The sequence below is a fragment of the Amycolatopsis echigonensis genome, from assembly GCF_014174495.1.
In the GTDB taxonomy this organism is placed as follows: Bacteria; Actinomycetota; Actinomycetes; order Mycobacteriales; family Pseudonocardiaceae; genus Amycolatopsis; species Amycolatopsis echigonensis.
On the sequence record NZ_JACJHR010000079.1, the window covers coordinates 21528 to 42102 of the forward strand.

Below are 20575 nucleotides of genomic sequence, written 5' to 3' on the forward strand. Positions count from 1 at the left end.
GTCGGAGCGAAACCTCAGCGCAGCAACCCTTCCCGGATCGCCACCCGGACGAACCCCGCCCGTCGGCGTTCTCCCGTCTTGTCCCGGATCCGGTCCAGGTACGACCGCACCGTCCGGACGCTGATGTCCAGGATCTCCGCGACGTCGACGTCCCGCTCCCCCGCCGCCACCAGGCGCAGGACCTGTTTCTCCCGCTCCGACAGCACGATCTTCGGCCCCGCGTGCCGTTCGTCGCTGTCCTGGATGATCATCCCGGCCAGCGTCGGCGAGACATACGCGTTGTCCTCCGCGATCGTCCGGATCGCGCGCAGCAGTTCGTCCCCGTCGACGTCCTTCGACAGGAAGCCCTTCGCCCCGGCTTGCATCGCGCCAAGAACCTCGGGCTGTTCCGCGTGCGCGGACACCACGAGCACCTTGTGCCCCATCTGCCCCACCTCGAGCACCGCGGCCGCGTCCTGGACGCCGCGCAGTTTCAGGTCGAGCACGACCACACTGCCCTTCGGCTGGTCCTGCACCGCGAACCGGGCCACGGAGTCGGCTACCGCGCCCAGTTCGATGTCCGGTGCCTCGTTCAGCACGCGCGCGACCGCGTCCCGGTACAGCGGGTGGTCTTCGATCACCCCGACCTGGATGGGTCCGCTCCGGCGCCGCCCCTCGTCGGCTTTCACGTCACTGTTTCCTTCCCCACCAGGCCGCGGCGGATCGCTTCCTTCACGAGGCCGGGGCGCCGCCGTTCGCCGGTCTTGTCGCGGATCCGGTCGAGGTAGCCGCGCACGGTGCGGACGCCGATGCCGAGGATCCGCGCGATGTCGACGTCCCGCTCCCCCGCCGCGACGAGCCGCAGCACCTGCGCTTCGCGCGGCGACAACTCCATTTCCGGCCGGGTGACCGGGCGGTCGGTGTTGTCCTTGATGATCATTCCTGCGACGACAGCCGACACGTACGCGCCGCCGCCCGCGACCGCGCGGATGGCGATCAGCAGCTCGTCGACGTCGACGTCCTTCGACAGGAATCCCTTGGCCCCGGCGGCGATCGCGGCGAGCACCGTCTCCGGCTCGGCTTGCGCGGACACGACCAGCACGTGATGGCCCAGTTCGGCGACCTCGAGCACCGCGGCCGCACCGGCGACGCCGGGCAGGCCCAGATCGAGGAGTACGACGCTTCCGGCCGGCTGGCGCGCGACGTGGAAGCGGGCAACCGAATCGACCACCGCGCCGAGTTCGACGTCCGGGGCTTCGAGGAGAACCCGTTCCACCGAGCGGCGGTACAGCGGGTGGTCCTCGATGACGGCGACCTGGATGCTGCCGGGAACCGGGGATTCGGAGCGGTCCGGAACGTCGCTGGGTCGCTGCGCTGTCTCGGTCACCGGTTCGCTCACCCCGTCCCCGCAGGCTGCCCGGCCGCGGCGGGATCCAGCGCGGGACCGGTCGGCATCAGCGCGAGAAGCCCGCCCGCGACCGGATGCCCGGACCCAGAACCGTAGCCCAGCGACGTGAGCGCCGTCCCGTTCGCCACCGGATATTTTCGTCCTGTGTCCGTGACGAGATAAACCGTGCCGGACCCGGGATCGGTCGCGACCGCGCCGCGCGAGGGCGGAACGTAGACGACGTCCGCGACCCGGGCGTCGGTCCGGCTCTGCACCGGCAGCACGCGGGCGCCGGGCGGCACCGGCAGGTCCGCCGAGACCGTCACGCGGCCGTTCTGCGCGCACAGGGTCACCGCGCTGCCGGTGATCGGCGCCTTGCCGGGGATCCGGTCCGGGTACGCCGCCGGATCCGCGCCGCCGGAACGGGATTCGCTCACTTTCTTCACCGACGCGACGTCCGCCGCGCGCACCCGCGCCGGTTCCGGACGGCCCGGATACGCCGATTCGTTCGCCGGGGTCGTGACGAGCAGCGCGGCTTCGGTCTGGCCCACGGGTTCGAGACCGTCCGGGCGGACGAGGTAGTAGGTCGAGGCGTTCGCCGGACCGGCCATCGGGTCGACAACCGTCAGCACCTGGCCGACGCGCGTCTCCTGCGTTCCGACGCGCGGGCCGCGGTTTCCGGCACCGTCGACTGGTATCTCGCCGAGGTCGCGTCCGGCGGGCACGGTGTCGATCCAGCGCGCGGACACGGTGATCGTCGGGTAGCTGTCGAACTGCAGGGCCGCCGCCGCTTCGTCGCTCAGCCGGTACCGGTGGCCGCCCGCGAGCAGGAACCGGCCGCCCTGCGGAACGCGCACGATCACGCCCGAATCGCGCGGCAGTTCGACCCCGGTCGCCGCCGCTTCCAGCAGCACGGCGACGAGCGGTTCCGCCGAAGCGGGCGCGTCCTGGGTGGTGCGGCTGCAACTCGTCCACGGGGTGGTGATCAGCGTGCTGGGCAAGGAATCCGGCGCACCGACGATCCCGATCTGCGTGCCGCGCGGGGCGGTGCCGAGCTTTTCCGCGGGGACGGTGACGGTCTCGTGGCCGTTGCCGCCGGCCAGCAGCCGCGCGGACGCGTAGTTGAGCACCGGGTGCACCGCGCCGTCCGCGCCGAGCACGAAACGAGCCCCGCTGTCCTCCTCCACGATCACCTTGCCGCCGGCCAGCCAGTCCTTCCCGCCGGACGGGCTGACCAGGCCGATCACCCCGAAGACCGCGGTCACGAGCAGGGCCGCGCCGACGCCGAGCACTGTGCCGAGCACGAGACGGCGGCTGGGCGACACCGGATGGTTGGCGTCCGCGGCGACGAGCGCGGACACGAGGCGGCGGCGCAGGAACTGGTACGCCTGGATCTGGTCCCGCTGCGTCCACACGCTGTCCCCGCCCCCTGGAGCTCACATCCGCTTCCCGCGCAGGCTAGACAGCCCGCCGAGGGGCGCACGAGGGTAATTTTTACGCCCACGCGCCCGCGCGGGGGCGCTAGCGTTCGCGGGGCCGGGTCGCTGCCCGGGGAAGAGGGGAATGCGTTGTCCGTGTCCGCGCCGCCTGCCCCGGCTCATGCCCGCGCCCCCGGGACCGCCGGGATTCCGGGCACCACGCCGTGGCCGTGGCTGCTGCCGATCCGCCCGCTGCAGGCAGCCGGGTGGGAAATCGCCGCGCTGGCGCTGCTGCTCGCGTTCACCGTGCACGGCCTGGCCCAGCCGGTGCGGATCACCGTCGCCGCGCTGGCCGGGTTGGTGCTGGTGACGACGTCAGTGCGGGTCGCCGGACGGCATTTCGCCGGCTGGGCGTGGACGTGGCTCGCGCATCGCCTGCGTCGGCACGACAGCCGTCGCGACAGTCCGGACGCCCTGCTTCGCGTCGCCGGCCCGGTGAAGGTCCGCCAGCACGTCGACCGCGCGGGCAACCGATTCGGCGTCGCCGAGGTCGACGGCGACTGGAGCGCGATCGTCCGCCTCACGCCCGGCGCTGGGGAGCCGTCGACGGACGACCTGCTGGCCATCCTCCGCACGACGTTCCAGGGCACGGACATCCCGCTGGCCGCCGTGCAGCTGCTGACGTGGGCGGTGCCAAGGGAGGCGCAGGTGTACCGCGTGCGCTGGCTCGCGGTGCGCTACCGGCCGGACGACGCGCCCATCGCCGCCCTCGCCCGCGGCGGCGGTGAACTGGGCGCTTTGCGGAGCACGGCGAGTGCGGCGTTGAGCTTGATGGTGGCGCTGGCGGAGGCGGGGTATCCGTCGACGGTCCTCGAGGCTGGCGAGCTGACCAACGAGCTTCGGGTGGCGCTGGGCGTTTCGACCGGCAACCCGGAGTCCGACGGGGATTTCTGGCGCGCGTGGAAGTGGGGCGGGCTCACCCAGACGTGCTACTCGCCGCGGTCGTCGCGAGGCCTCGCCCGGACGTTGGGGACGGCGGTGCCGGGAGCGGCGTTCACCGCCACGTCCGCGACGCTGCGCCGAACACCGGGCGGGCGGGAGAAGCTCGAGCTGACCATCCGGGTGGGCGCGCGGGCGGAGGAAGTGCCGGTGCCGCAGGGGGTTTCGGTGGTCCCGCTGCACGGCGGTCACGGGGCTGCGGTGCGGAGGACTTTGCCGCTCGCGCTGACCTGATCCTGCCGACCGTGCGCCACCAACGGGCGAGCTTGCCCGTTCGCCGAAGGCTCCCGGCTGGCATCCGGTTGCGAAACTCGCAGCCGCCCAGTTTCGATGGTGCGAAATCCGGGAGCGCGGGCCATCTTTGCTCGCCGAATGCAGGCCCGGCCCGGTCACGCCCCGTCGCGCGGGCGAAGCAACCGTTCCAGCTCCGTCTCCGCTTCGCTGCTCCCCGCGTCCGAAAGTCGTTGCAACTCGCGCAGATCGCGCCTCTCCACCGCCCGGCGGGTCAGCAACCGCCCGGCGTGTTCGCTGCCCTCGTCCAGCAGGTCCGACAGCTCGGCCAGGTCGCCGCGGGCATCGGCGAGGTCGGCGAGGCGGTCCAGTGCGGTCTCGTTCCCCTCGTCGGCGAGCGCGCGCAGGGTCTCGTAATCGTGCATGCCGACAGCTTCCGTCCTTGCCCCTGGGACAAGGTCAAGCGCGATACTGGCGCATGCTCACCATCGGCCAGCTCGCCCGCCAAGCCGGGGTCTCGGCCAAGGCTGTCCGCGTCTACCACGCCAAAGGGCTCCTTCCCGAGCCCGCGCGCGACGCCTCCGGATACCGCCGTTACGACGCGCAGGCGGTCATCGACCTGGCCCGCATCGTCACGCTCGCCCAGGCGGGCGTCCCGCTGGCCCGTATCCCCCAGGTGCTGAACGCCGACGAGACCGCGGACCAGCTCGACCGGATCGACGCCGAGTTGCGCGAGCGGATCCGGCAGCTCGAACAACGCCGCACCCGGTTGCGGGACGTCGAGCACCCCGACCGGCTCTGTCTGCCGCCCGAAGCCATTGCCTTCGTGGAGCGGCTGAGGCCAGTCGGACTGTCCGAACGCCACGAGCGCGCGATCCGCGACGGCTGGATTCTCGCCTGCGCGCTGGCACCGGACGTCGCTCGCGCCATTCTCCGCAACCGCATCGCGTTGCTGGACGATCCGGAGTACATCGCCGTCCTGCGCGGCTACGACGAGGCCATCGAGTGGAGTCCCGACGATCCCCGGCTCGACACGATCGCCGACACGGCAGCCGCGCTCGCGCGGCGGATGACGTTGCCGTCTGATCTGCCGGACTTCCGGAAAGTGCCCCGGCAAGTCGTCGAGCTTCTCACCACGCATCTCGACAGCCCCGCTTGGCAGCGCCTTGACGAGCTCGTCGCTCAGCGGGTCAGCGAAGCGAAGAACGCGCGGTCGGAGCCAAGCGAAGCCGCTGCACCTGAGTCGTAGCCAACCGGGATTCGAACGACCGCAACGAAGCGAGGTCCGGGAAAATCCAGACTCCCACCCGGACGTTCTCCCCTTCCCGCACCGGCAGCGCGCGGAAAGTGTTCTCCGCTGGCTCGGTGACGAAGGAAGCGAAAGGTTCGGGGAAGGCAACAGAAGCCGGGCCGATGAGCACCAAAACGCGAGACGCGGGCTCGACGGCGTCGAGTGGCCGGTCCAGCGGCGGGAAGTCGGATTCGGGGCGCAGCAGCAGGACGTTGTCGCTGTCGAGCATGGTGGCGTTGGCCGCGTCGCGGTGTTTCCGCCAGGCCTCGCCTTCGAGATAGAACGCCGTCAGCGCGGCGTGCCGGGCCGCCAGGTCCGGAAAGGAGCGGAACCACACGAACCGGTCCGGGTCGTCCTCGTCGCGGAATTGGCCGACGACCGTGCAGCCCGCGGCCTCCTGCGGTTCCAGCAGTTCCCGGTCGAACAGGTCGATCAGGATGTCTCGTTGCCCGGGCCGGAGGGTGTACTGGCGGAGTTCCACGACGGTCACGGCACCGAATCTGCCACCGCGCCGAAGCACGAGCGAGTGGCAGGACTGACTCCTTTCGCATAATTCCTGCCGTATCATCGAGGCCATGCGAACGGTCGCGGTCGCGCTGGTCGACGACATGCCGCTGTTCGAGCTGGCCATCGCCGCCGAGGTGTTCGGGCCGTCCCGGACCGACCTTGCTGACCCCTGGTACGAGCTGCGGTTCTGCGCGGCGAAGCCGGAAACCCGCACCGAATTCGGCTTCCGCCACCACGCCAGTGACAGTCTCGCCGCGCTCAAGGACGCGGACACCGTACTGGTTCCCGCCCTGCCGTACGCGTGTGTCCAAACTGGACAGCCCGTCCCGGCGGAGCTGGTCGACGCAGTCCGCGTGGCGGCCAAAAACGGCGCGCGGATCGTTTCCCTGTGCACGGGCGCGTTCGCGCTCGCCGCGGCGGGGCTGCTGGACGGCCGGCGAGCGGCGACGCATTGGATGTACGCCGCCACGCTCGCCATGCTGTATCCGCAAGTCCAGGTGGACGCGTCAGTCCTCTACGTGGACGACGGACAGGTGCTCACCAGCGCTGGGCGCAGCGCGGGCATCGACCTCTGCCTGCACGTCGTGCGCAGCGACCTCGGCGCACACGTCGCCAACGAGGTCGCGCGCCGGATGGTGCTGCCCGCGCATCGCGGCGGCGGGCAGGCGCAGTACGTCTCCGCGACGGTGCCGGACACCGACGACGCCGGGCTCGGTCCGGTGCTGCACTGGGCGACGCGCCACCTCGACCAACCGTTGACCGTCGAACAGCTGGCCCGCCAAGCCGGAGTCAGCTCGCGCACGTTCGTCCGCCGCTTCCACGAGGCCACCGGGACCACGCCGTTGCAATGGCTGCTGGACCAGCGCGTCCTGCATGCCCGGAGCCTCCTGGAATCCACCGACCTGCCGATCGGCCTGATCGGCGAACGCAGCGGCCTCGGCTCGGCGGCCAACCTCCGCCGCCATTTCACACTCCGGCTCGGGACAGCTCCGACGGAGTACCGGCGCGCGTTCCGCGGATGAGCCCGATCGCGGTCAGCCCGGCCGCGAGGGTCAGGGCGACCGCCGTCCAGCACGCGATCGTCACGTCGGTGGCGAGGAAAACCATAGTCAGCACAGCGACTCCGATCGTTCCGCCGAGTTGCTGTACCGCGTTCAGCAGCCCGGCCGCGGAACCCGTCTCCGAGGGCCGGACGAGCGCCAGCGCCGCGGTGAAGAACGGCACGGTGAACAGTCCGGTTCCCGTTCCGGCGACCGCCAGCGCGACCAGCACCGGCCAGCCCACCGCGAGCCCGACGATACCAACAGCGAGAAAAGCCACGCCAGCAAAGAGAATCCGGGTTCCGAAGCGCGGGACGAGCCAGCGTCCGGCCGCAAAGGACGAAACCGCCAGGCCGCACGACCACGGCAGCAGCGAGAGTCCGGCGGTCCGCGCGTCGGCGTGCTGGGTCAAGTGCAGGAACAGGACGACGACTTGGGTCAGGCCGGTCATCACCGCGAAGAACAGCACTGACGTCGCCAATCCGGCGGGGAAGGCCAGGCCGCGGAAGAGGCTGCGCTCGATCAGACCGCCACGAAACCGTTGCTGGAGCGCGAAAACCACGAGCACCGCCACCCCGGCAGCGACGAGGTAACCGTTCCACTGCGTGAGCAATGGGTAGACCACGAGCCCGGCGCCGAGGACGACCAGGCCGGTCCCGAGCAAGTCGAGCCGCGGACGGGAGGCGGACCGGTCTTCCGCGAGCAGCCCGGACGCGGCGAGCACGGCGAGTCCGAGCGGGACGTTCACCAGGAACACCGATCGCCACGACCACGCGTCGGTCAGCAGCCCGCCGAGGACCGGACCGGCCACCGCGGCCAGCCCCATCACCGGACCGATCATGCCGAGCGCCCGCGCCCGGGCCGCGCCGTCGAACAGGACGCGGATCAGCCCGATCGTCTGCGGGATCACCAAAGCGGCCGAAGCCCCTTGCAGCGCCCGGAAAACGAGCAGGAACCCGGGAGCGGCCGCAGCCGCGCACAAACCCGAGGTCAGCACGAAACCGGCCACGCCGACCTGGAAGGTGCGCCGGCGGCCGATGATGTCGCCGAGGCGTCCGCCGGTGATCAGCAGGAGCGCGAAGGGCAGCGTGTACCCGGCGGTGTAGAAGGAGATCGTGCTGGCCGCGCCGCCCAGTTCGGCGTGCACCGCGGGAGCGGCGACCTGGACGATCGTGGTGTCGAGGAGGTTCATCGCTTCCGCGACGAGCAGGACCGCGAGCGCGGCCCAGCGGCGTGAGTCGTTCATGCCGCCAGCCTGGGCAGCGACCAGACAAGATTCCAGCCGCCCACGCAAACGAGCAGAAATCTTCCACCCCGGACTTTTTGGTGCAGAATCAAGCCATGCTCGACGACCTCGACCACGCCCTCGTCCACGCGCTCCAGATCGACGGCCGCGCCCCGTTCGCGCGGATCGGCACCGTTCTGGGCGTCTCGACGCAGACCGTCGCGCGCCGCTACCGAAGGCTGCGCGCCGAAGCAGGACTACGCGTCGTCGGGCTGGCCGCACCACATCGCGCGGGACGGACGCAGTGGCTCGTGCGGCTCACCGTCGTCCCGGCAGTCGCGCAGCGCGTCGCCGACGCGCTCGTCCGGCGCACCGACACCACTTGGGTCAAACTCGCCGGCGGCGGTACCGAAATCTGCGTCATCGTCCACAGTGCCAACGACTCCGAGCACGGCCTGCTGCTGCACGACATCCCGCGCACCACCGGCATCACCGCCGTCTCCGCGCACCAATTGCTGCACCTGTACCACGGCGGCCCCACCGCCTGGCTAGGCCGCGCCGAGATCCTGACCGACGCTCAACGTCGCCAGCTGGAACCGGAAACTCGCACCACGCACACCGAAGCGACCCCGGCCGACGAGCCTTTGCTCACCGCGCTTCAGCGGGACGGCCGCCTCGGCCAGACCGAGCTGGCCGCCGTCACAGGCTGGTCCGCCGCGACCGTCGCCCGCCGGATCGCCGACCTGCGCGCGGCCGAAACCCTCTATTTCGACGTGGAAATCGACGCCCGGCTCTTCGGCGCGACCACGCAGGCGCTGCTGTGGATGGCGGCAGCCCCAGCCGATCTCGACGCCGTCGCCACCGAACTCGCCACCCACCGCGAGCTGGCCGTCGTCGCCGCGACCACCGGGCCGACGAACCTGCTCGCGCACGCGCTCTGCACCGATCCGCCTGCCCTGCACCGCTACCTCACCCACCGGCTCGGCGCGCTGCCCGGCATCCGGTCCTGCGAAACCGCGCCGGTCCTGCGGACGCTGAAAACCGCCAGCCCGCTCAGCCGCTGACCGCCTCGTACACCCCGGCGATCAACGCCACGAACGGCACCAGCGACAACAGCACCAGGAATTCCGATATATCCAGCAGCCGCGACCAGTACGGCGACCGCACCCCGCGCGCGACCCGCGTCGCGTAGAACAGCGACACCACCGCGGCCAGCACCAGCGCCAGCCCGGCCGCGAGAAGTGCGATCCGCTGGTCGGCCGCGATCAGCCAGAAACCCGCGGTCAGCAAAGCGACGAGACCGAAGGCGACCAGGACCAGCCGTTGCGTGCGACCCGCGTACGCGCGGGAACGCTGAATCCACGCCGTCCCGAGGAGCGCGGCCAGCCCCGCTTCCCACGGTCCGCCGGTGGCGAGCACGATCGACGAGCCGACCACCACCAGCCCGAGCGCGACCAGCAGGCTGGTGAGCAACGCCTGCGCATACGTCGTGCGGCCGGCCATTTCCGCGCCGAGCGACGGCTGTTCGTTGGCGCGGAAGGATTCCATGTCGTCCGGCACGCGCGGAAGCGGCATCCGGCCCAGCCGCAGCGCGAGCATCGGCGCGACGGCTGCCAACGCGGTCGCCAGCACTCCCGCGACGGCCGCGGCGGCAACCGGCTTCGCCCCAGTCAGCAGCACGACGCCGGTCGCGATCGCGCCGATCCCGGCCGAGCCGACGGCCGCGACGAAGAACGGCAGCCGGTCGGCCACCGAAACCGCGGCCAGGACGCCGTAAACAGTCACCGCGGCGAGCCCCGCGGCAAGCGGCCCAGCGGAGAGCGAGAAGGCCGAATGCGGTGGCAGCAACGACATTCCAGACAGGAACGCCACGCCGACCCCGGCCAGCGCACCGGCCGCACCCGCGCCCGAATCGCCGTACGCCCGGCTCAGCGCACCGCCGCCGAGCAGCACTACGATCGCCAGCAGCCCGGTGCCGATCGGCGCGAGGACACTGCCCGCCAGCGAGGCCTGGATCAGCGCCCCGCCCGCGAACAGCAGCAACGCGGCCGTCGTGATCCCGGCCCGTCGCGCGATCTTCGGCCCCCACGCGGTCGACGCGGATTCGCCGACGCTCGCGATCGAGTCGACCACGTCGTCGAAGAGCAGCGGTCCGCGCGGACGTTCGCGCGGGGTCAGGTGCAGCACCTCGCCGTCGCGCACCTGCGCGGCGGCCACGGTGAGCCCGAGCGCGAGCGGAGCGCCGCCGAGCCGCGACAACACCCAGCCCGGATGCTCGGCCGACGCCTGTCCGGCCGCCCCGGCCAGCCGGACCAGCTGCGGCACCAGTTCGGCGAACGTGCTCTGCTGCGGCAGCGCGACGTCCACCCTGGCGCGCGGGGTGACGATCGTGACGCGCCGGGTCGACCCGGCGACGGCCGGCGCGCTCACTGCGGGGACCTGGACGCCTCGATCACCGGGGCGAACTTCGCGCTGCTCGCCTCGGCAAGCTTCTGCAGACCCGCGTTCACCGCTTCGAGAACGATCTCCGACAGCGTGCGCGCGTCGAACTCGCGGATCGCGCGCTGGTCGATGTCGACCGAGGTGAACCGGCCGTCGCCGCGCAGCGTCACGGTCACCTCGTTCTGTCGCGAGGCGGCCGTGACCTCCATCGCCTCGACCGTGCGCTGGATCCGCTGCACCTCTTCGGTCTGCTTGCGGACCTGCGCGAGCAGCTCGTCCATGTCCGGCACGGCATACGGTTCAGTCACCGTCGTTCTCCTTCTCCTGCGGGGTTTCCCGGCGGACGTGCACGCTGGCGACGAACTTCCGGAAGTCGGGGACGAGCGTGCGCGCGTCCTGCGGACCGGCCGTGCAGACCAGCTCCAGCACGACGCGCCCGGCCGGACCGGGCACGGTCAGGAACACCTGGACCTGCAGCAGATCCTGGCCTTCGCCGGTGCGCAGCCGCAATGTCTGGGTGCAGCCGGGGGCGGCGGGGCTGCCGACTTCCTGCCGGTCGAGGACCTCCAGCAACGCCATCGTCCGGCCGAGCCGTTCGACCGCCTCTTCGGCGATTTCCTTTATCGGCAAGGCATCCTCGCGCTGCTGGATGCCGAGCGTGATGTTCGGCGTGAAGTCCGCCTCCGGATTCGGGTGCACTGCCACGAAAACAACGCCGGACACGACAGGCGGCACCGGCGTCCAGCCCTCCGGGACGTCGAAGCCCAGCGGCAGTGTCACCAGATCCGCCATGGCGCTCACCACGAACCCACATACTGCACGGCGTCGTCCCAAGCCCCGCCCAGCGCGTTCGCCGCCTCGCCCGCGGCGTCGCCGACCGCGTCGATCGCCGCGCCGCCGTATTCGCTGACTGCCGCGCCGACCTTCGGCAGATCGATGTCGATCTTCGCGCCCAGTCCGGCACCGAGCCCTAATGCGGCACCGGCCTTGAAGTTCACCTTCACGTGCCCGTTGTCATACACGAACTGGCCGTCGAGCTGCGCGCCGATTCCATATTGGACACTTCCGCTCGCGCCTACGCCGACGCCCGCGACATCCGCCGCGACCTGGCCCTCCAGCTTGCCGCCGGCGAACGCGTTGGCGTGCACGCCGAGCCCGTGCACCCCCAGCTGCCCGGAAGCGCTGACCTCGCCGCCCGCGAAAGCGGAACCGCGAGCGCTGCCGTGCGCGGCACCGTAGTTTCCGCTCGTCCCGACGTCCTCCCGGAACCCCAGCTCAGCGTGTCCGGACGCCTTCGCGTCCCAGCCCTGCGAGGAGACTTTCCCGTCGTACTCCGGAATGAAGCCGTCTTGCTCGTGTGCCGTCTTGTAGTAGGTGATCTCGGTGGCGCGGGCGATCGCGCTCTTCGGCTTCGGCTGCCCGAACGGCGTGTCGGCCTTCTTCGGCGCGCGCGTGCCTTCCAAGCCGTTCCAGGTCAGCTTCTTCCAGCCGGAATTGCCGAACCACGACGGCACCGAACGCGGCCGCTTCCGCCCGTCGAGCGTGTCTCCGTTGACCCACGACAACGGGCCATAGCCGCGTTTGCCCAGCTTGCCCGGCTTGCTCATCGGCCCGGCCCACGGCGCGGGGAACAACTCCGCCAACGCGTCCGACAGCTCGTCGGCGACCTGCCCGGCCGCCGCGACCGCCTGCTCACCCAAATCCCTTGCGGCCGCGATAAAAGCACCGACCGCGTTCGGATCCGCTGCGCGCGCTTGATTGACGAGCTGCGCCCCGTACTGATCGAACTGCGAGAGGACTGAATCGACCCCAGAACGCGCCCACCGTAATAACTGTCCGGCCATCGACAGCCGCTCGCCTTGCTCGGCCAGCTTCGTGCCGTCTTCCGTCAACACGTGCGCAACGTTGGTCGCAGCTGTCGCGTACGCGGTGTACGCGGCACCGTCCCAGTCAGCATGCAATGCCGTGGCAGCGTCCGCGATTTCGGTGGCTTTGCCGGTAATCGTGGACGCGTTGGTGCCACAGCGGTTCGCCGCCGCTTCGAGCGCCGCCGGGTCGCCGGTGACCCGACGCTGGTATTCGACCAGCACCTGCCGGTAGTTCGACAGCACCGAGCTGACGACTCCGGACGCGTCCACGGCCACCGGCTACGCGCCCTTCGCGTCGATGTCGACGTGCTGCTGGAAGTGTTTGCCCTGATAGGTCACGTCGACATCGATGTCCACGTCCTGTCCGGCCGGGGCCTCGACGGTCGACTGCCCGGTGTTCAGATCGGTGTGGATCACGACCTCGTGCGCACCGGTCGACTGTCCGGGCACCGAAGGCGCGGGAGCGGGAGCCGGATCCACGGGGATCCAGCTGTTCGCCGGGTTCGCCCCGGTACCGGCACCGCCGCCGGAAGGCCAAGCTCCAGTTCCGCTGCCGGACGGCCAGCCGCCGTGGGACAGTGCGGGCGGCGTGTAGTTCGTGAACGACGGGACTCCGCCGCCGCTGCCGCCGATCGCCGCCTGCCCGGACGCGCTCGCGACCGGCGCGGGCAGCTGCGGCGCGCTGACCGGAGTACCGGAGATCGCCGCGTTGCCCGCCGCGCCATTGGCATCGGAAGAACCGTGGTGGAACAGCTTTTCAATGTCCCCGATGATCGTCGCGACCTGCGTGATCTGGTTCGCCAGGTCGCCCGCGCCGAGCGCCTTCAGCAGACCGCCGACCGCGGTGATGAATCCGCGCAGCGTGGCGCTGGTGGCGGTGGAAAGCGCGACCGCGGCCCCGTAGGTCCACCAGTTCGACATCAACGACGCGACGGTCGGGTTCACCGCCGCGACCACCGCCCGGTACGCCTCCTGCGCGGTTTTCACCAGCGTGCCCGAGACGCCGAGCAGTTCGGAGCCCTTCTCGATCACGTTGATGATCTTGGTGAGCTGATCGAGCGAGTGGGAGATCTTCCGCAGCGCCGACTCCGACGCCTCGCCGGACCACACCTTGCCGAGCTGGTCGGCGGCCTTGCTCAGCTCGGTGTAGAGCGAGGTCAGCTCCGCGGCCTTGTGCAGCAGGTCGAGGACGTGCTTCGCGATCTGCTCCGGCTGGCCGGTGACGATCTGCGGCAGCACGGTGATCGGGCCTCCGCCGGAAGCGGTGGCGTCCATCGCGCTGGAGTTCGGGAAGAGCATCGGACCTCACTTGGTCGGTGGTCGGGGTCAGACGGAGGCGGGCCGGTACACGCTGACCTTGGCCAGTCCGCCGAGGCCCGGATCGAGCAGGCCGTGGTTGTAGAGGGCGCCGCCGTCCCCGGCGACGCCGATCACCGGAGGGCGTTCGGCGACCTGCAGCGGCTCCACCACGACGACGTCGCCGCTGTGCACGCCCCCGGGCACGTCGCCGAAGGTGCGCGCGGTGCCCGAATAGACCTCGATCAGGCCGACGCGCGCCTGGTTGTCGGCGTCGCCGGCGAGCCAGTCGTTGAAGTCCGCGACGCCGTGGAACCGGGCATCGGTCAGCGGATGCTCGGCGAGCCTCCCGAGGTCCGCGTCGCCGAGGTAGCGCAGCACGTTGCCGACCGAGGACGGTTCGCCGTGCGCGCCGGCGCTGTCGGTGATCGCCGCCGCGGCCAGGTGCGCCGCGTGCGGGGTTCCCCAGATCGACGTCAGCGGCGGCGCCGAAGGCCCCCCGCCCCCGCCGTAGCCTTCGGAGACTGCTTCGTCGGCGCTTTGGTAAGCGTCCGCGCTGTGCTTGACCAGGTCGTTGATCTCCTGCAGCAACTGCAGCAGCGAGCGCACCGCGGTCACCTGCTGCGAGTGCAGAGCTTCGTTCGCGGCCGCGACGACGCTGCCGAAACTGGCGAACGTCGTCGGCTGCAGGACGAGTTTTTCCAGGTCTGCGACGGCGTTGATGCCGTGGGCGATCACGGCGCCCACGTTGCCGACGGTGGAGCGCATGGCCTCCGGCTCGGCCCGGTACTCGCCGATCGTGCCCATGGCGCTCCCTCCCGGTCTCCTGCGATCGACGCACCGGTGCGGGGCGTCTGCGCAGAGCGTAAGTTCGCGCCGCCGGGCGAGCGGACGGCAAAAGTACCCACCGCGAGCGGGCGACCGGCGGCCAAAATACGGGGCATGAGTTCCCCCCGCGACCGCCTCGGCCTGCTCGGCGAGCAGCCTGGGGAGATCATGCTGCAATCCCCGCCGATGCTGCCCAAGAGCGGCTCCGGCGGCGTGCTGCAGCTCATGATGTTCCTGCCCATGATGCTCGGCATGGGCGCGATGTCGTTCGTCTACATCGGACGCGACGGCGGGGTGATGACCTGGATCTTCGGCGCGCTGTTCGTCACCGCGATGGGCGGCATGATCGTAATGTCGCTCGGCCGCGGCGGCATGGCGAAAAAGGCGCAGATCAACGAGGAGCGCCGCGACTACCAGCGGTATCTCGCCGGTCTGCGCACGCGCGTCCGCGCGGTCGCCGACTCGCAGCGCGCCACGCTGATCGCGCAGCAGCCGGATCCGGCGGACCTGTGGGCGTATGTCGAAACCGACCAGCACTGGGACCGCCGCCGCGGCGACCGCTCCTTCGCGATGGTGCGCGCGGCGACCGGTCCGCAGCCGCTCGCGACGCCGTTGCGCGCACCGCAGATCGCCCCGCTGGAAGAGCTGGACCCGGTTTCCTCCACCAACCTCAAGCATTTCATCCAGACCTTCTCGACCGTCGAAGGCCTGCCGGTTTCGGTATCGCTGCGCTCGTACGCGGCCGCGACACTGTCCGGTCGCAGGTTCGACGTGCTCGGGATGACGCGCGCGGTGCTGGCGCAGCTGGTCACTTTCCACTCCCCGACCGACCTGCGCGTGGCGTTCTGCGTCGCCCCGGATCGTTCGCACGACTGGGAATGGGCGAAATGGCTGCCGCACGCCACCGCGCCGGTGCTCGCCGACGCGACCGGCCCGCGACGCTTGTTCGCCGACAACGCCACGGAACTCGCGAAGCTGCTCGGTCCTGACCTTGGCGACCGCCCGGCCTTCTCGCGTCGCGGAGCGTCGGCGGACCTGCCGCACATCGTGCTCGTCGTCGACGGCGGCGACTCGCACGGCGAACCGCGGCTGCTGGCTGAAGAGGGCCGGTTGGGCGTGACGGTGCTGGAGATCGGCGGCGACCAGCCGCGCACGACGTCGACCGAGCGGCTGCTGAGCCTGCACGTTTCACCGGACCAGCTCGGCATGGTGGTCCTGGACGGCACCGAAGCGCGGCTCGGCTTTCTCGGCACGCCGGATCGGCTCGACCACGGCGCGGCCGAAGCGCTGGCGAGGATGCTGACGCCGCTGCACCAGGGCGGCGCGGTGGTCAGCGAGCAGCCGATGTCCTCGACGTTCGGGCTCGCCGGACTGCTCGGCATCGGCGACCCGCGCGACACCGACCCGACCGTCACCTGGGCCCCGCGCCCGGCGCGCGACCGGCTGCGGATCCCGTTGGGCGTGAACCCCGAAGGCCGTTCGGTCGAGCTGGACCTCAAGGAATCCGCCGAGGGCGGCATGGGCCCGCACGGGCTGGTGATCGGCGCGACCGGGTCCGGCAAGAGCGAACTGCTGCGCACCCTGGTCACCGCGCTGGCTGTCACGCATTCGTCGGAGACGCTGAACCTCGCACTGATCGACTTCAAGGGCGGCGCGACCTTCGCGGGTATGACGAACCTGCCGCACACCTGCGCGGTGATCACGAACCTGTCCGACGACCTCGCGCTCGTCGACCGCATGGCGGACGCGCTGAACGGCGAACTGCTGCGGCGTCAGGAACTCCTGCACTCAGCCGGAAATTACGCGTCAGTGCGCGATTACGAAAAGGCGCGCGCGGACGGCACGCCGCTGCAGCCCTTGCCGTCGCTGCTGGTGATCATCGACGAATTCTCCGAACTGCTTTCGTCGCGGCCGGAATTCATCGACCTGTTCGTCGCGATCGGACGGCTCGGCCGCTCGCTGGGGATCCACCTGCTGCTCGCGTCGCAACGGCTGGAGGAAGGCCGGTTGCGCGGGCTCGACTCGCACCTGTCGTACCGGATCGGCCTGCGGACGTTCTCCGCCGCGGAAAGCCGCGCGGTGCTGGGTGTCGCGGACGCCTACCAACTGCCGCCGGTGCCCGGTTCGGCTTACCTGAAGTCCGACAACGACACTCTGATCCGGCTCAAGGCCGCGTACGTCTCAGGCGAATTGCCGCCGCGCAGCCGCATCGTGCGTACCGACGGACAACAACTCGGCGTGCTGCCGTTCACGCTGGGACCGGTTGAAGTACCCGTCGCCGAACAACCCGCCGCCGAGACTCCCGCGCAGGGCACTGGCGAGACGATCATCGGCGCGATGCTGTCCCGTTTGGAGGGACGCGGCCCGGCCGCGCACCAGATCTGGTTGCCGCCGCTGGCCGAACCGCCCACTTTGGACCAGCTGCTGCCGCCGATCGGCGAAGACCCCCGCCGCGGTCTGTGTCCTCTCGGCTGGGGCGGCAACGGCAAGCTGACCATTCCCGTCGCGTTGGTGGACAAGCCTTTCGAGCAGCGCCGCGACATGCTGTGGGCGGATTTCTCCGGTGCCGCGGGCAACGCGGTGATCGTCGGCGCACCGCAAAGCGGCAAGTCGACATTGATGAAGGACATCGCGGCGATGCTCGCCCTCACCCACACCCCCGCCGAGGTGCAGTTCTTCATCCTGGACCTGGGCGGCGGCGCGCTGGCCCCGATCGCCGGCCTCCCGCACGTTTCGGGCTACGCCACCCGCCGCGACCCGCAACGCTGCCGCCGGGTCGTCGCGGAACTCGTGACTTTGCTGGAACAGCGGGAAGAATTCTTCGCCGCCCACGGCATCGAATCGATGGCCGCCTTCCGCGGCCGCCGCGACGAGTTCACCGAAAGCAGCGACGACCGCGAGTTCGGCGACGTCTTCCTGTTCGTCGACAACTGGACCACCATCCGGTCCGAATACGAACGCCTCGAAGAACAAATCACCGCGCTGGCCCAACGGGGTCTGGGCTTCGGCATCCACGTCCTGGTCTCGCTGAACCAGTGGATCGGCGCCCGCGCGCAACTCCGCGACGCCATCAGCACCCGCTTCGAACTGCGCCTCGGCGACCCGGCGGATTCGTCCATCGACCGGAAGGTCGCGCAAAACGTCCCCGCCGACCGCCCCGGCCGCGGCCTCACCGCGGACAAACTGCACTTCCTCGCTGCTCTCCCGCGCATCGACTCCGACCAACGGCCAGAGACCGTCGGAGCCGGCGGCCTAGACCTCGTCCGCCGAGTCTCCGCAGCCTGGACCGGTCCGCGCGCTCCCCAAGTCCGGCTTCTCCCGCCGGAAGTCCCCCTGGACTCTCTACCTGCCGCCCCGCGCGGCCAGATCACCTTGGGCCTGGCGGAATCCACCCTGCGCCCGGTCCATCTCGACTTCCGGACGGACCCGCACTTCCTGGCCTTCGGCGACGTCGAATCGGGCAAGAGTTCCCTGCTGCGCGCCCTCGTCACCGGCATCTGCCGAACCACCACCCCCGACGAAGCCCTGATCCTGGTCGGCGACTACCGCCGGGGCCTGCTGGGCGCGGTCGACCAACCGCACCTGCTCGGCTACGCCGGTGCCGAGAACACCCTGACGGACCTGGTGAACCAGTGCGCGACCGCGATGCGCAACCGGCTCCCCGGCCCGGACGTCACGCCCGACCAACTGCGCAACCGCTCGTGGTGGCGCGGCCCGGACCTGTACGTGGTGATCGACGACTACGAACTGGTCGCCACCGCCGGACGGAACCCAGTGCTGCCGTTGCTGGAATTCCTCCCGCAGGCCAGGGATATCGGCCTGCATCTGATCCTGGCCCGCTCCTCGGGCGGCGCCGGACGCGGCTTGTACGAGGCGGTCATCCAACGGGTACGAGAACTGGGCTCGCCGGGTCTGATCATGTCCGGAGGAAAGGAAGAGGGCGCGCTTCTGGGCGATGTGAAGCCCTCGCCGCAGCCTGCCGGTCGAGGAACGCTGGTATCGCGACGGTATGGGACGGAACTGGTGCAGGTGGCGTGGACCAAGCCGGTGGAGGATTGAGCGGACTCAGCCGGGGAAGGAAGCTTACGAAAGCCCGAGGACCGGATAAGCCTTCTCGATCGCGGCCAGCCCCGCCACAACCTCCGCCAGCTGCGCGTATTCCATCCCCTCGAGCCGGAACAACAACCGGTTCCCGCTCGAATGATCGGCGACCGCGACGCCCTCCGCCTCGACCCGTCCATCAGCGGCGACGGTCACCGTCAGGTCCAGCCAATCCTCCAGCGACGTCAGCCGCGCACTGCCGCCGGACTCCGGGCAAGCCGCGAGCTCCTGCCGGAACTCCCGCAGTTCGTTGGCCCGCAACCCGGCGCCCAAGCGCGCGGTGAACCCGCCCGACACGATCTCGATCGGGCTGACCAGCCAGTTCCCGTCCCAGAAATCGTCCGCGCCCGGATGCATCCGCCCGTGCACAGCGATCACCAGACGATCCCCGCGCGGCGCGCCGAAGGTGACCGTGTGCATCCCTCTCCCCGGTAGTCGCCCGTCAGTTCTGCCAGCATATGCAGTCCGCGAGCGAGGGAGCCCTGATGCCCGGTCTGGTCGAACTGGCTTACACCACCGGCGGAGGCGTCGTCGGCGCCGCGCTGACGAACTACCTCACCAAGGTCCAGGAACGCCGCCACCTCCGCGCCGAGGTCTAGCGGCGGCTCGAAGCGATCCGCGCGATTTTCGGCGGCGTGCCCGATATCCGGATCGGCCGGCCTCCGAACACCGCGGCCAGCCGGAGATCCCTCGCCGACGCACTCGGGATCGTTGCCGTCCTCGAAGACGGAACGGACGCCCACCGCGCCCTCCGCGAAGCGCGGAAACCACCAGCCTCCTGCTCGCCGTCCTCTGGCATCCGTGGCGAGCCCGGCTCCGAGTACGCGGCCGGATTCGCAAGCTCCGCGTCGCCGTGCACGCGCTGCACCTTCAGCAGCGAGCCGCCCTCACCGTGCTACCCGTCCGAAGCAAGCCGAGACCCTGCACCGGCGGCTGGACCCGGACGGCACCCTCCGCGAAACGTGGATCGAAGACCGACTTCCGTAGGTTACCGGATTTCCAGATGTTGCCTACGGTCGGGAAATCACCACCGAGGCGGAGGGATTTTCCATGCGTTACGCGAAAGCGGCGGCCGTGGTCGCCGGGGCTGCGATGGCGTTCGGGGTCGGGGCGGCGGTCCCGGCGAGTGCCGACACGCACATCATCGGCGGCACCACCGTGCAGTCGGCCCCGTGGGGCGCCCAGGTGTTCTGGGACGACGTCACCGACTACGGCGGCTTCGAATGCTCCGGCACGATCATCGCCTCCCAGTGGGTGCTCACCGCGCAACACTGCCTGAACAAGGGCGGCATGCACGTCAAGGTCGGCGACGTCGCGCTGGGCAAGGGCACCGAGGCCGCCGTCGACGAGCAGAAGGCCTCGCCGAACGGTGACATCGCGCTGCTGCACCTCAAGTCCGCCGTGGACACCACGTTCATGAAGCTGGCCGACAAGGACCCGGAAAACGGTGCCACCAACCAGATCTACGGCTGGGGCCGCACCAAGGACCAGAGCCCGCCCTCGGACACGCTCAAGACCGCGGACGTCCAGGTGACCGGCGAGAGCACGGACGCCTTCAACGGCAAGGCAATCGCGAGCAAGGGCGTCACCGGCTCCTCCTGGCACGGAGACTCCGGCGGCCCGCAACTGGCCGACGGCGTCCAGGTAGGCGTCTGCTCCACCGGCGAAAACTCCGGCAGCGACGAACACGGCACCCAGAACTACGCCAGCGTCGCCAACAGCCGCGACTGGATCAAGCAAACCGCAGGCGTCTAACCGCCGCGTACGTGAAGGGCTCCTTGCGGGAATCTGTTTCCCACAAGGAGCCCTTCACGGCATCCAAAGCCGGAATCGTCCGCCACCGCCCGCGCGACACACCCAACCGCACACCGCGAACCCCACCCAACCACCCACCCCACTCACCAAACCGCCACCGACACACCCAACCCACCAAGCACCCCCCCCCCCCCCCCCCCACACCAAA

General features: G+C 70.4%; 19 protein-coding genes. 6 read left to right on the forward strand and 13 right to left on the reverse strand.

Features of this window, described 5'->3' with window-relative positions:
* Nucleotides 1-14: 14 nt before the first annotated feature.
* The 3 genes from H5411_RS36900 to eccB all read right to left on the reverse strand — a co-directional run bounded on the left by H5411_RS36900 (nucleotide 15) and on the right by eccB (nucleotide 2781).
* Nucleotides 15-668 carry a response regulator gene (locus H5411_RS36900; protein WP_009074915.1) on the reverse strand — a complete coding sequence of 218 codons (654 nt, stop codon included), beginning with the start codon at nucleotides 666-668 and terminating at the stop codon, nucleotides 15-17.
* Entirely contained in the window at nucleotides 665-1300 is a 636-nt protein-coding gene (locus tag H5411_RS36905) for a response regulator transcription factor (protein WP_167442129.1), read from the reverse strand. Before H5411_RS36905 ends, H5411_RS36900 begins: the two co-directional genes overlap by 4 nt.
* A gap of 74 nt (nucleotides 1301-1374) precedes the next feature.
* The gene (gene eccB / locus H5411_RS36910) at nucleotides 1375-2781 is read right to left on the reverse strand and encodes a type VII secretion protein EccB (protein WP_183126467.1); all 1407 of its coding nucleotides are present in this window, start codon (nucleotides 2779-2781) and stop codon (nucleotides 1375-1377) included.
* A 153-nt stretch (nucleotides 2782-2934) separates the two neighbouring features.
* Between eccB and H5411_RS36915 the strand changes: the two genes are divergently transcribed.
* Complete coding sequence (locus H5411_RS36915) at nucleotides 2935-4017, forward strand: type VII secretion protein EccE (protein ID WP_183126468.1); 1083 nt, start codon at nucleotides 2935-2937, stop codon at nucleotides 4015-4017.
* A 155-nt stretch (nucleotides 4018-4172) separates the two neighbouring features.
* Here the strand turns inward: H5411_RS36915 and H5411_RS36920 are convergent, their stop codons facing one another.
* The gene (locus H5411_RS36920) at nucleotides 4173-4439 is read right to left on the reverse strand and encodes a hypothetical protein (RefSeq protein ID WP_101434957.1); all 267 of its coding nucleotides are present in this window, start codon (nucleotides 4437-4439) and stop codon (nucleotides 4173-4175) included.
* Between the two features lie 53 nt (nucleotides 4440-4492).
* Here H5411_RS36920 and H5411_RS36925 point away from each other — a divergent pair, with 53 nt between their 5' ends.
* A complete protein-coding gene (locus H5411_RS36925; RefSeq protein WP_101434958.1) occupies nucleotides 4493-5263 on the forward strand; it encodes a MerR family transcriptional regulator in 771 nt (256 codons plus the stop codon).
* Here H5411_RS36925 and H5411_RS36930 read toward each other — a convergent pair.
* Nucleotides 5205-5795, reverse strand: a complete 591-nt coding sequence (locus H5411_RS36930; RefSeq protein ID WP_312878686.1) for an NIPSNAP family protein — start codon at nucleotides 5793-5795, stop codon at nucleotides 5205-5207. The two genes, H5411_RS36925 and H5411_RS36930, sit on opposite strands and share 59 nt — an antisense overlap.
* A gap of 85 nt (nucleotides 5796-5880) precedes the next feature.
* Here H5411_RS36930 and H5411_RS36935 point away from each other — a divergent pair, with 85 nt between their 5' ends.
* Nucleotides 5881-6834 carry a helix-turn-helix domain-containing protein gene (locus H5411_RS36935; protein WP_183126470.1) on the forward strand — a complete coding sequence of 318 codons (954 nt, stop codon included), beginning with the start codon at nucleotides 5881-5883 and terminating at the stop codon, nucleotides 6832-6834.
* On the opposite strand, the gene H5411_RS36940 is transcribed toward H5411_RS36935, so the two are convergent.
* Nucleotides 6779-8098: an MFS transporter gene (locus tag H5411_RS36940; protein ID WP_183126471.1), complete on the reverse strand. Its 1320-nt coding sequence runs from the start codon at nucleotides 8096-8098 to the stop codon at nucleotides 6779-6781. The two genes, H5411_RS36935 and H5411_RS36940, sit on opposite strands and share 56 nt — an antisense overlap.
* Nucleotides 8099-8193: 95 nt before the next feature.
* On the opposite strand from H5411_RS36940, the gene H5411_RS36945 reads away from it, so the two are divergent.
* Nucleotides 8194-9141: an Lrp/AsnC family transcriptional regulator gene (locus tag H5411_RS36945; RefSeq protein ID WP_183126472.1), complete on the forward strand. Its 948-nt coding sequence runs from the start codon at nucleotides 8194-8196 to the stop codon at nucleotides 9139-9141.
* Here H5411_RS36945 and eccD read toward each other — a convergent pair.
* From eccD to H5411_RS36975, 6 genes are read right to left on the reverse strand one after another with little or no spacing between them, the layout of a single operon-like run.
* On the reverse strand, nucleotides 9131-10507 hold the full coding sequence (gene eccD, locus H5411_RS36950) for a type VII secretion integral membrane protein EccD (protein WP_183126473.1): 1377 nt from the start codon (nucleotides 10505-10507) through the stop codon (nucleotides 9131-9133). The two genes, H5411_RS36945 and eccD, sit on opposite strands and share 11 nt — an antisense overlap.
* On the reverse strand, nucleotides 10504-10827 hold the full coding sequence (locus tag H5411_RS36955; RefSeq protein WP_101434964.1) for a YbaB/EbfC family nucleoid-associated protein: 324 nt from the start codon (nucleotides 10825-10827) through the stop codon (nucleotides 10504-10506). Before H5411_RS36955 ends, eccD begins: the two co-directional genes overlap by 4 nt.
* Nucleotides 10820-11311: a hypothetical protein gene (locus H5411_RS36960; protein WP_101434965.1), complete on the reverse strand. Its 492-nt coding sequence runs from the start codon at nucleotides 11309-11311 to the stop codon at nucleotides 10820-10822. Before H5411_RS36960 ends, H5411_RS36955 begins: the two co-directional genes overlap by 8 nt.
* A 5-nt stretch (nucleotides 11312-11316) precedes the next feature.
* Complete coding sequence (locus tag H5411_RS36965; RefSeq protein ID WP_183126474.1) at nucleotides 11317-12663, reverse strand: WXG100 family type VII secretion target; 1347 nt, start codon at nucleotides 12661-12663, stop codon at nucleotides 11317-11319.
* Nucleotides 12664-12666: 3 nt separating this feature from the next.
* Entirely contained in the window at nucleotides 12667-13686 is a 1020-nt protein-coding gene (locus H5411_RS36970; protein ID WP_183126475.1) for a WXG100 family type VII secretion target, read from the reverse strand.
* Between the two features lie 27 nt (nucleotides 13687-13713).
* Nucleotides 13714-14490 (reverse strand): WXG100 family type VII secretion target, encoded by a 777-nt coding sequence (locus tag H5411_RS36975; RefSeq protein WP_183126476.1) that lies wholly within the window; start codon nucleotides 14488-14490, stop codon nucleotides 13714-13716.
* A gap of 135 nt (nucleotides 14491-14625) precedes the next feature.
* Here H5411_RS36975 and eccCa point away from each other — a divergent pair, with 135 nt between their 5' ends.
* Nucleotides 14626-18570: a type VII secretion protein EccCa gene (eccCa, locus tag H5411_RS36980; RefSeq protein ID WP_183126477.1), complete on the forward strand. Its 3945-nt coding sequence runs from the start codon at nucleotides 14626-14628 to the stop codon at nucleotides 18568-18570.
* 24 nt (nucleotides 18571-18594) lie between these two features.
* On the opposite strand, the gene H5411_RS36985 is transcribed toward eccCa, so the two are convergent.
* Entirely contained in the window at nucleotides 18595-19032 is a 438-nt protein-coding gene (locus H5411_RS36985) for a WapI family immunity protein (RefSeq protein WP_183126478.1), read from the reverse strand.
* Between the two features lie 630 nt (nucleotides 19033-19662).
* Here H5411_RS36985 and H5411_RS36990 point away from each other — a divergent pair.
* Nucleotides 19663-20367, forward strand: coding sequence for a S1 family peptidase (locus H5411_RS36990; RefSeq protein ID WP_101434971.1), 705 nt, complete (start codon nucleotides 19663-19665; stop codon nucleotides 20365-20367).
* The last annotated feature ends 208 nt before the right edge of the window (nucleotides 20368-20575 follow it).

What these genes read in the sequence shown, in the direction of transcription:
- H5411_RS36920 (WP_101434957.1), bottom strand. Translation starts at nt 4,439, where the DNA reads ATGCACGATTACGAGACCCTGCGCGCGCTCGCCGACGAGGGGAACGAG.
- H5411_RS36925 (WP_101434958.1), top strand. Translation starts at nt 4,493, where the DNA reads ATGCTCACCATCGGCCAGCTCGCCCGCCAAGCCGGGGTCTCGGCCAAG.
- H5411_RS36935 (WP_183126470.1), top strand. Translation starts at nt 5,881, where the DNA reads ATGCGAACGGTCGCGGTCGCGCTGGTCGACGACATGCCGCTGTTCGAG.
- H5411_RS36940 (WP_183126471.1), bottom strand. Translation starts at nt 8,098, where the DNA reads ATGAACGACTCACGCCGCTGGGCCGCGCTCGCGGTCCTGCTCGTCGCG.
- H5411_RS36945 (WP_183126472.1), top strand. Translation starts at nt 8,194, where the DNA reads ATGCTCGACGACCTCGACCACGCCCTCGTCCACGCGCTCCAGATCGAC.
- H5411_RS36960 (WP_101434965.1), bottom strand. Translation starts at nt 11,311, where the DNA reads ATGGCGGATCTGGTGACACTGCCGCTGGGCTTCGACGTCCCGGAGGGC.
- H5411_RS36970 (WP_183126475.1), bottom strand. Translation starts at nt 13,686, where the DNA reads ATGCTCTTCCCGAACTCCAGCGCGATGGACGCCACCGCTTCCGGCGGA.
- H5411_RS36975 (WP_183126476.1), bottom strand. Translation starts at nt 14,490, where the DNA reads ATGGGCACGATCGGCGAGTACCGGGCCGAGCCGGAGGCCATGCGCTCC.
- eccCa (WP_183126477.1), top strand. Translation starts at nt 14,626, where the DNA reads ATGAGTTCCCCCCGCGACCGCCTCGGCCTGCTCGGCGAGCAGCCTGGG.
- H5411_RS36985 (WP_183126478.1), bottom strand. Translation starts at nt 19,032, where the DNA reads ATGCACACGGTCACCTTCGGCGCGCCGCGCGGGGATCGTCTGGTGATC.
- H5411_RS36990 (WP_101434971.1), top strand. Translation starts at nt 19,663, where the DNA reads ATGCGTTACGCGAAAGCGGCGGCCGTGGTCGCCGGGGCTGCGATGGCG.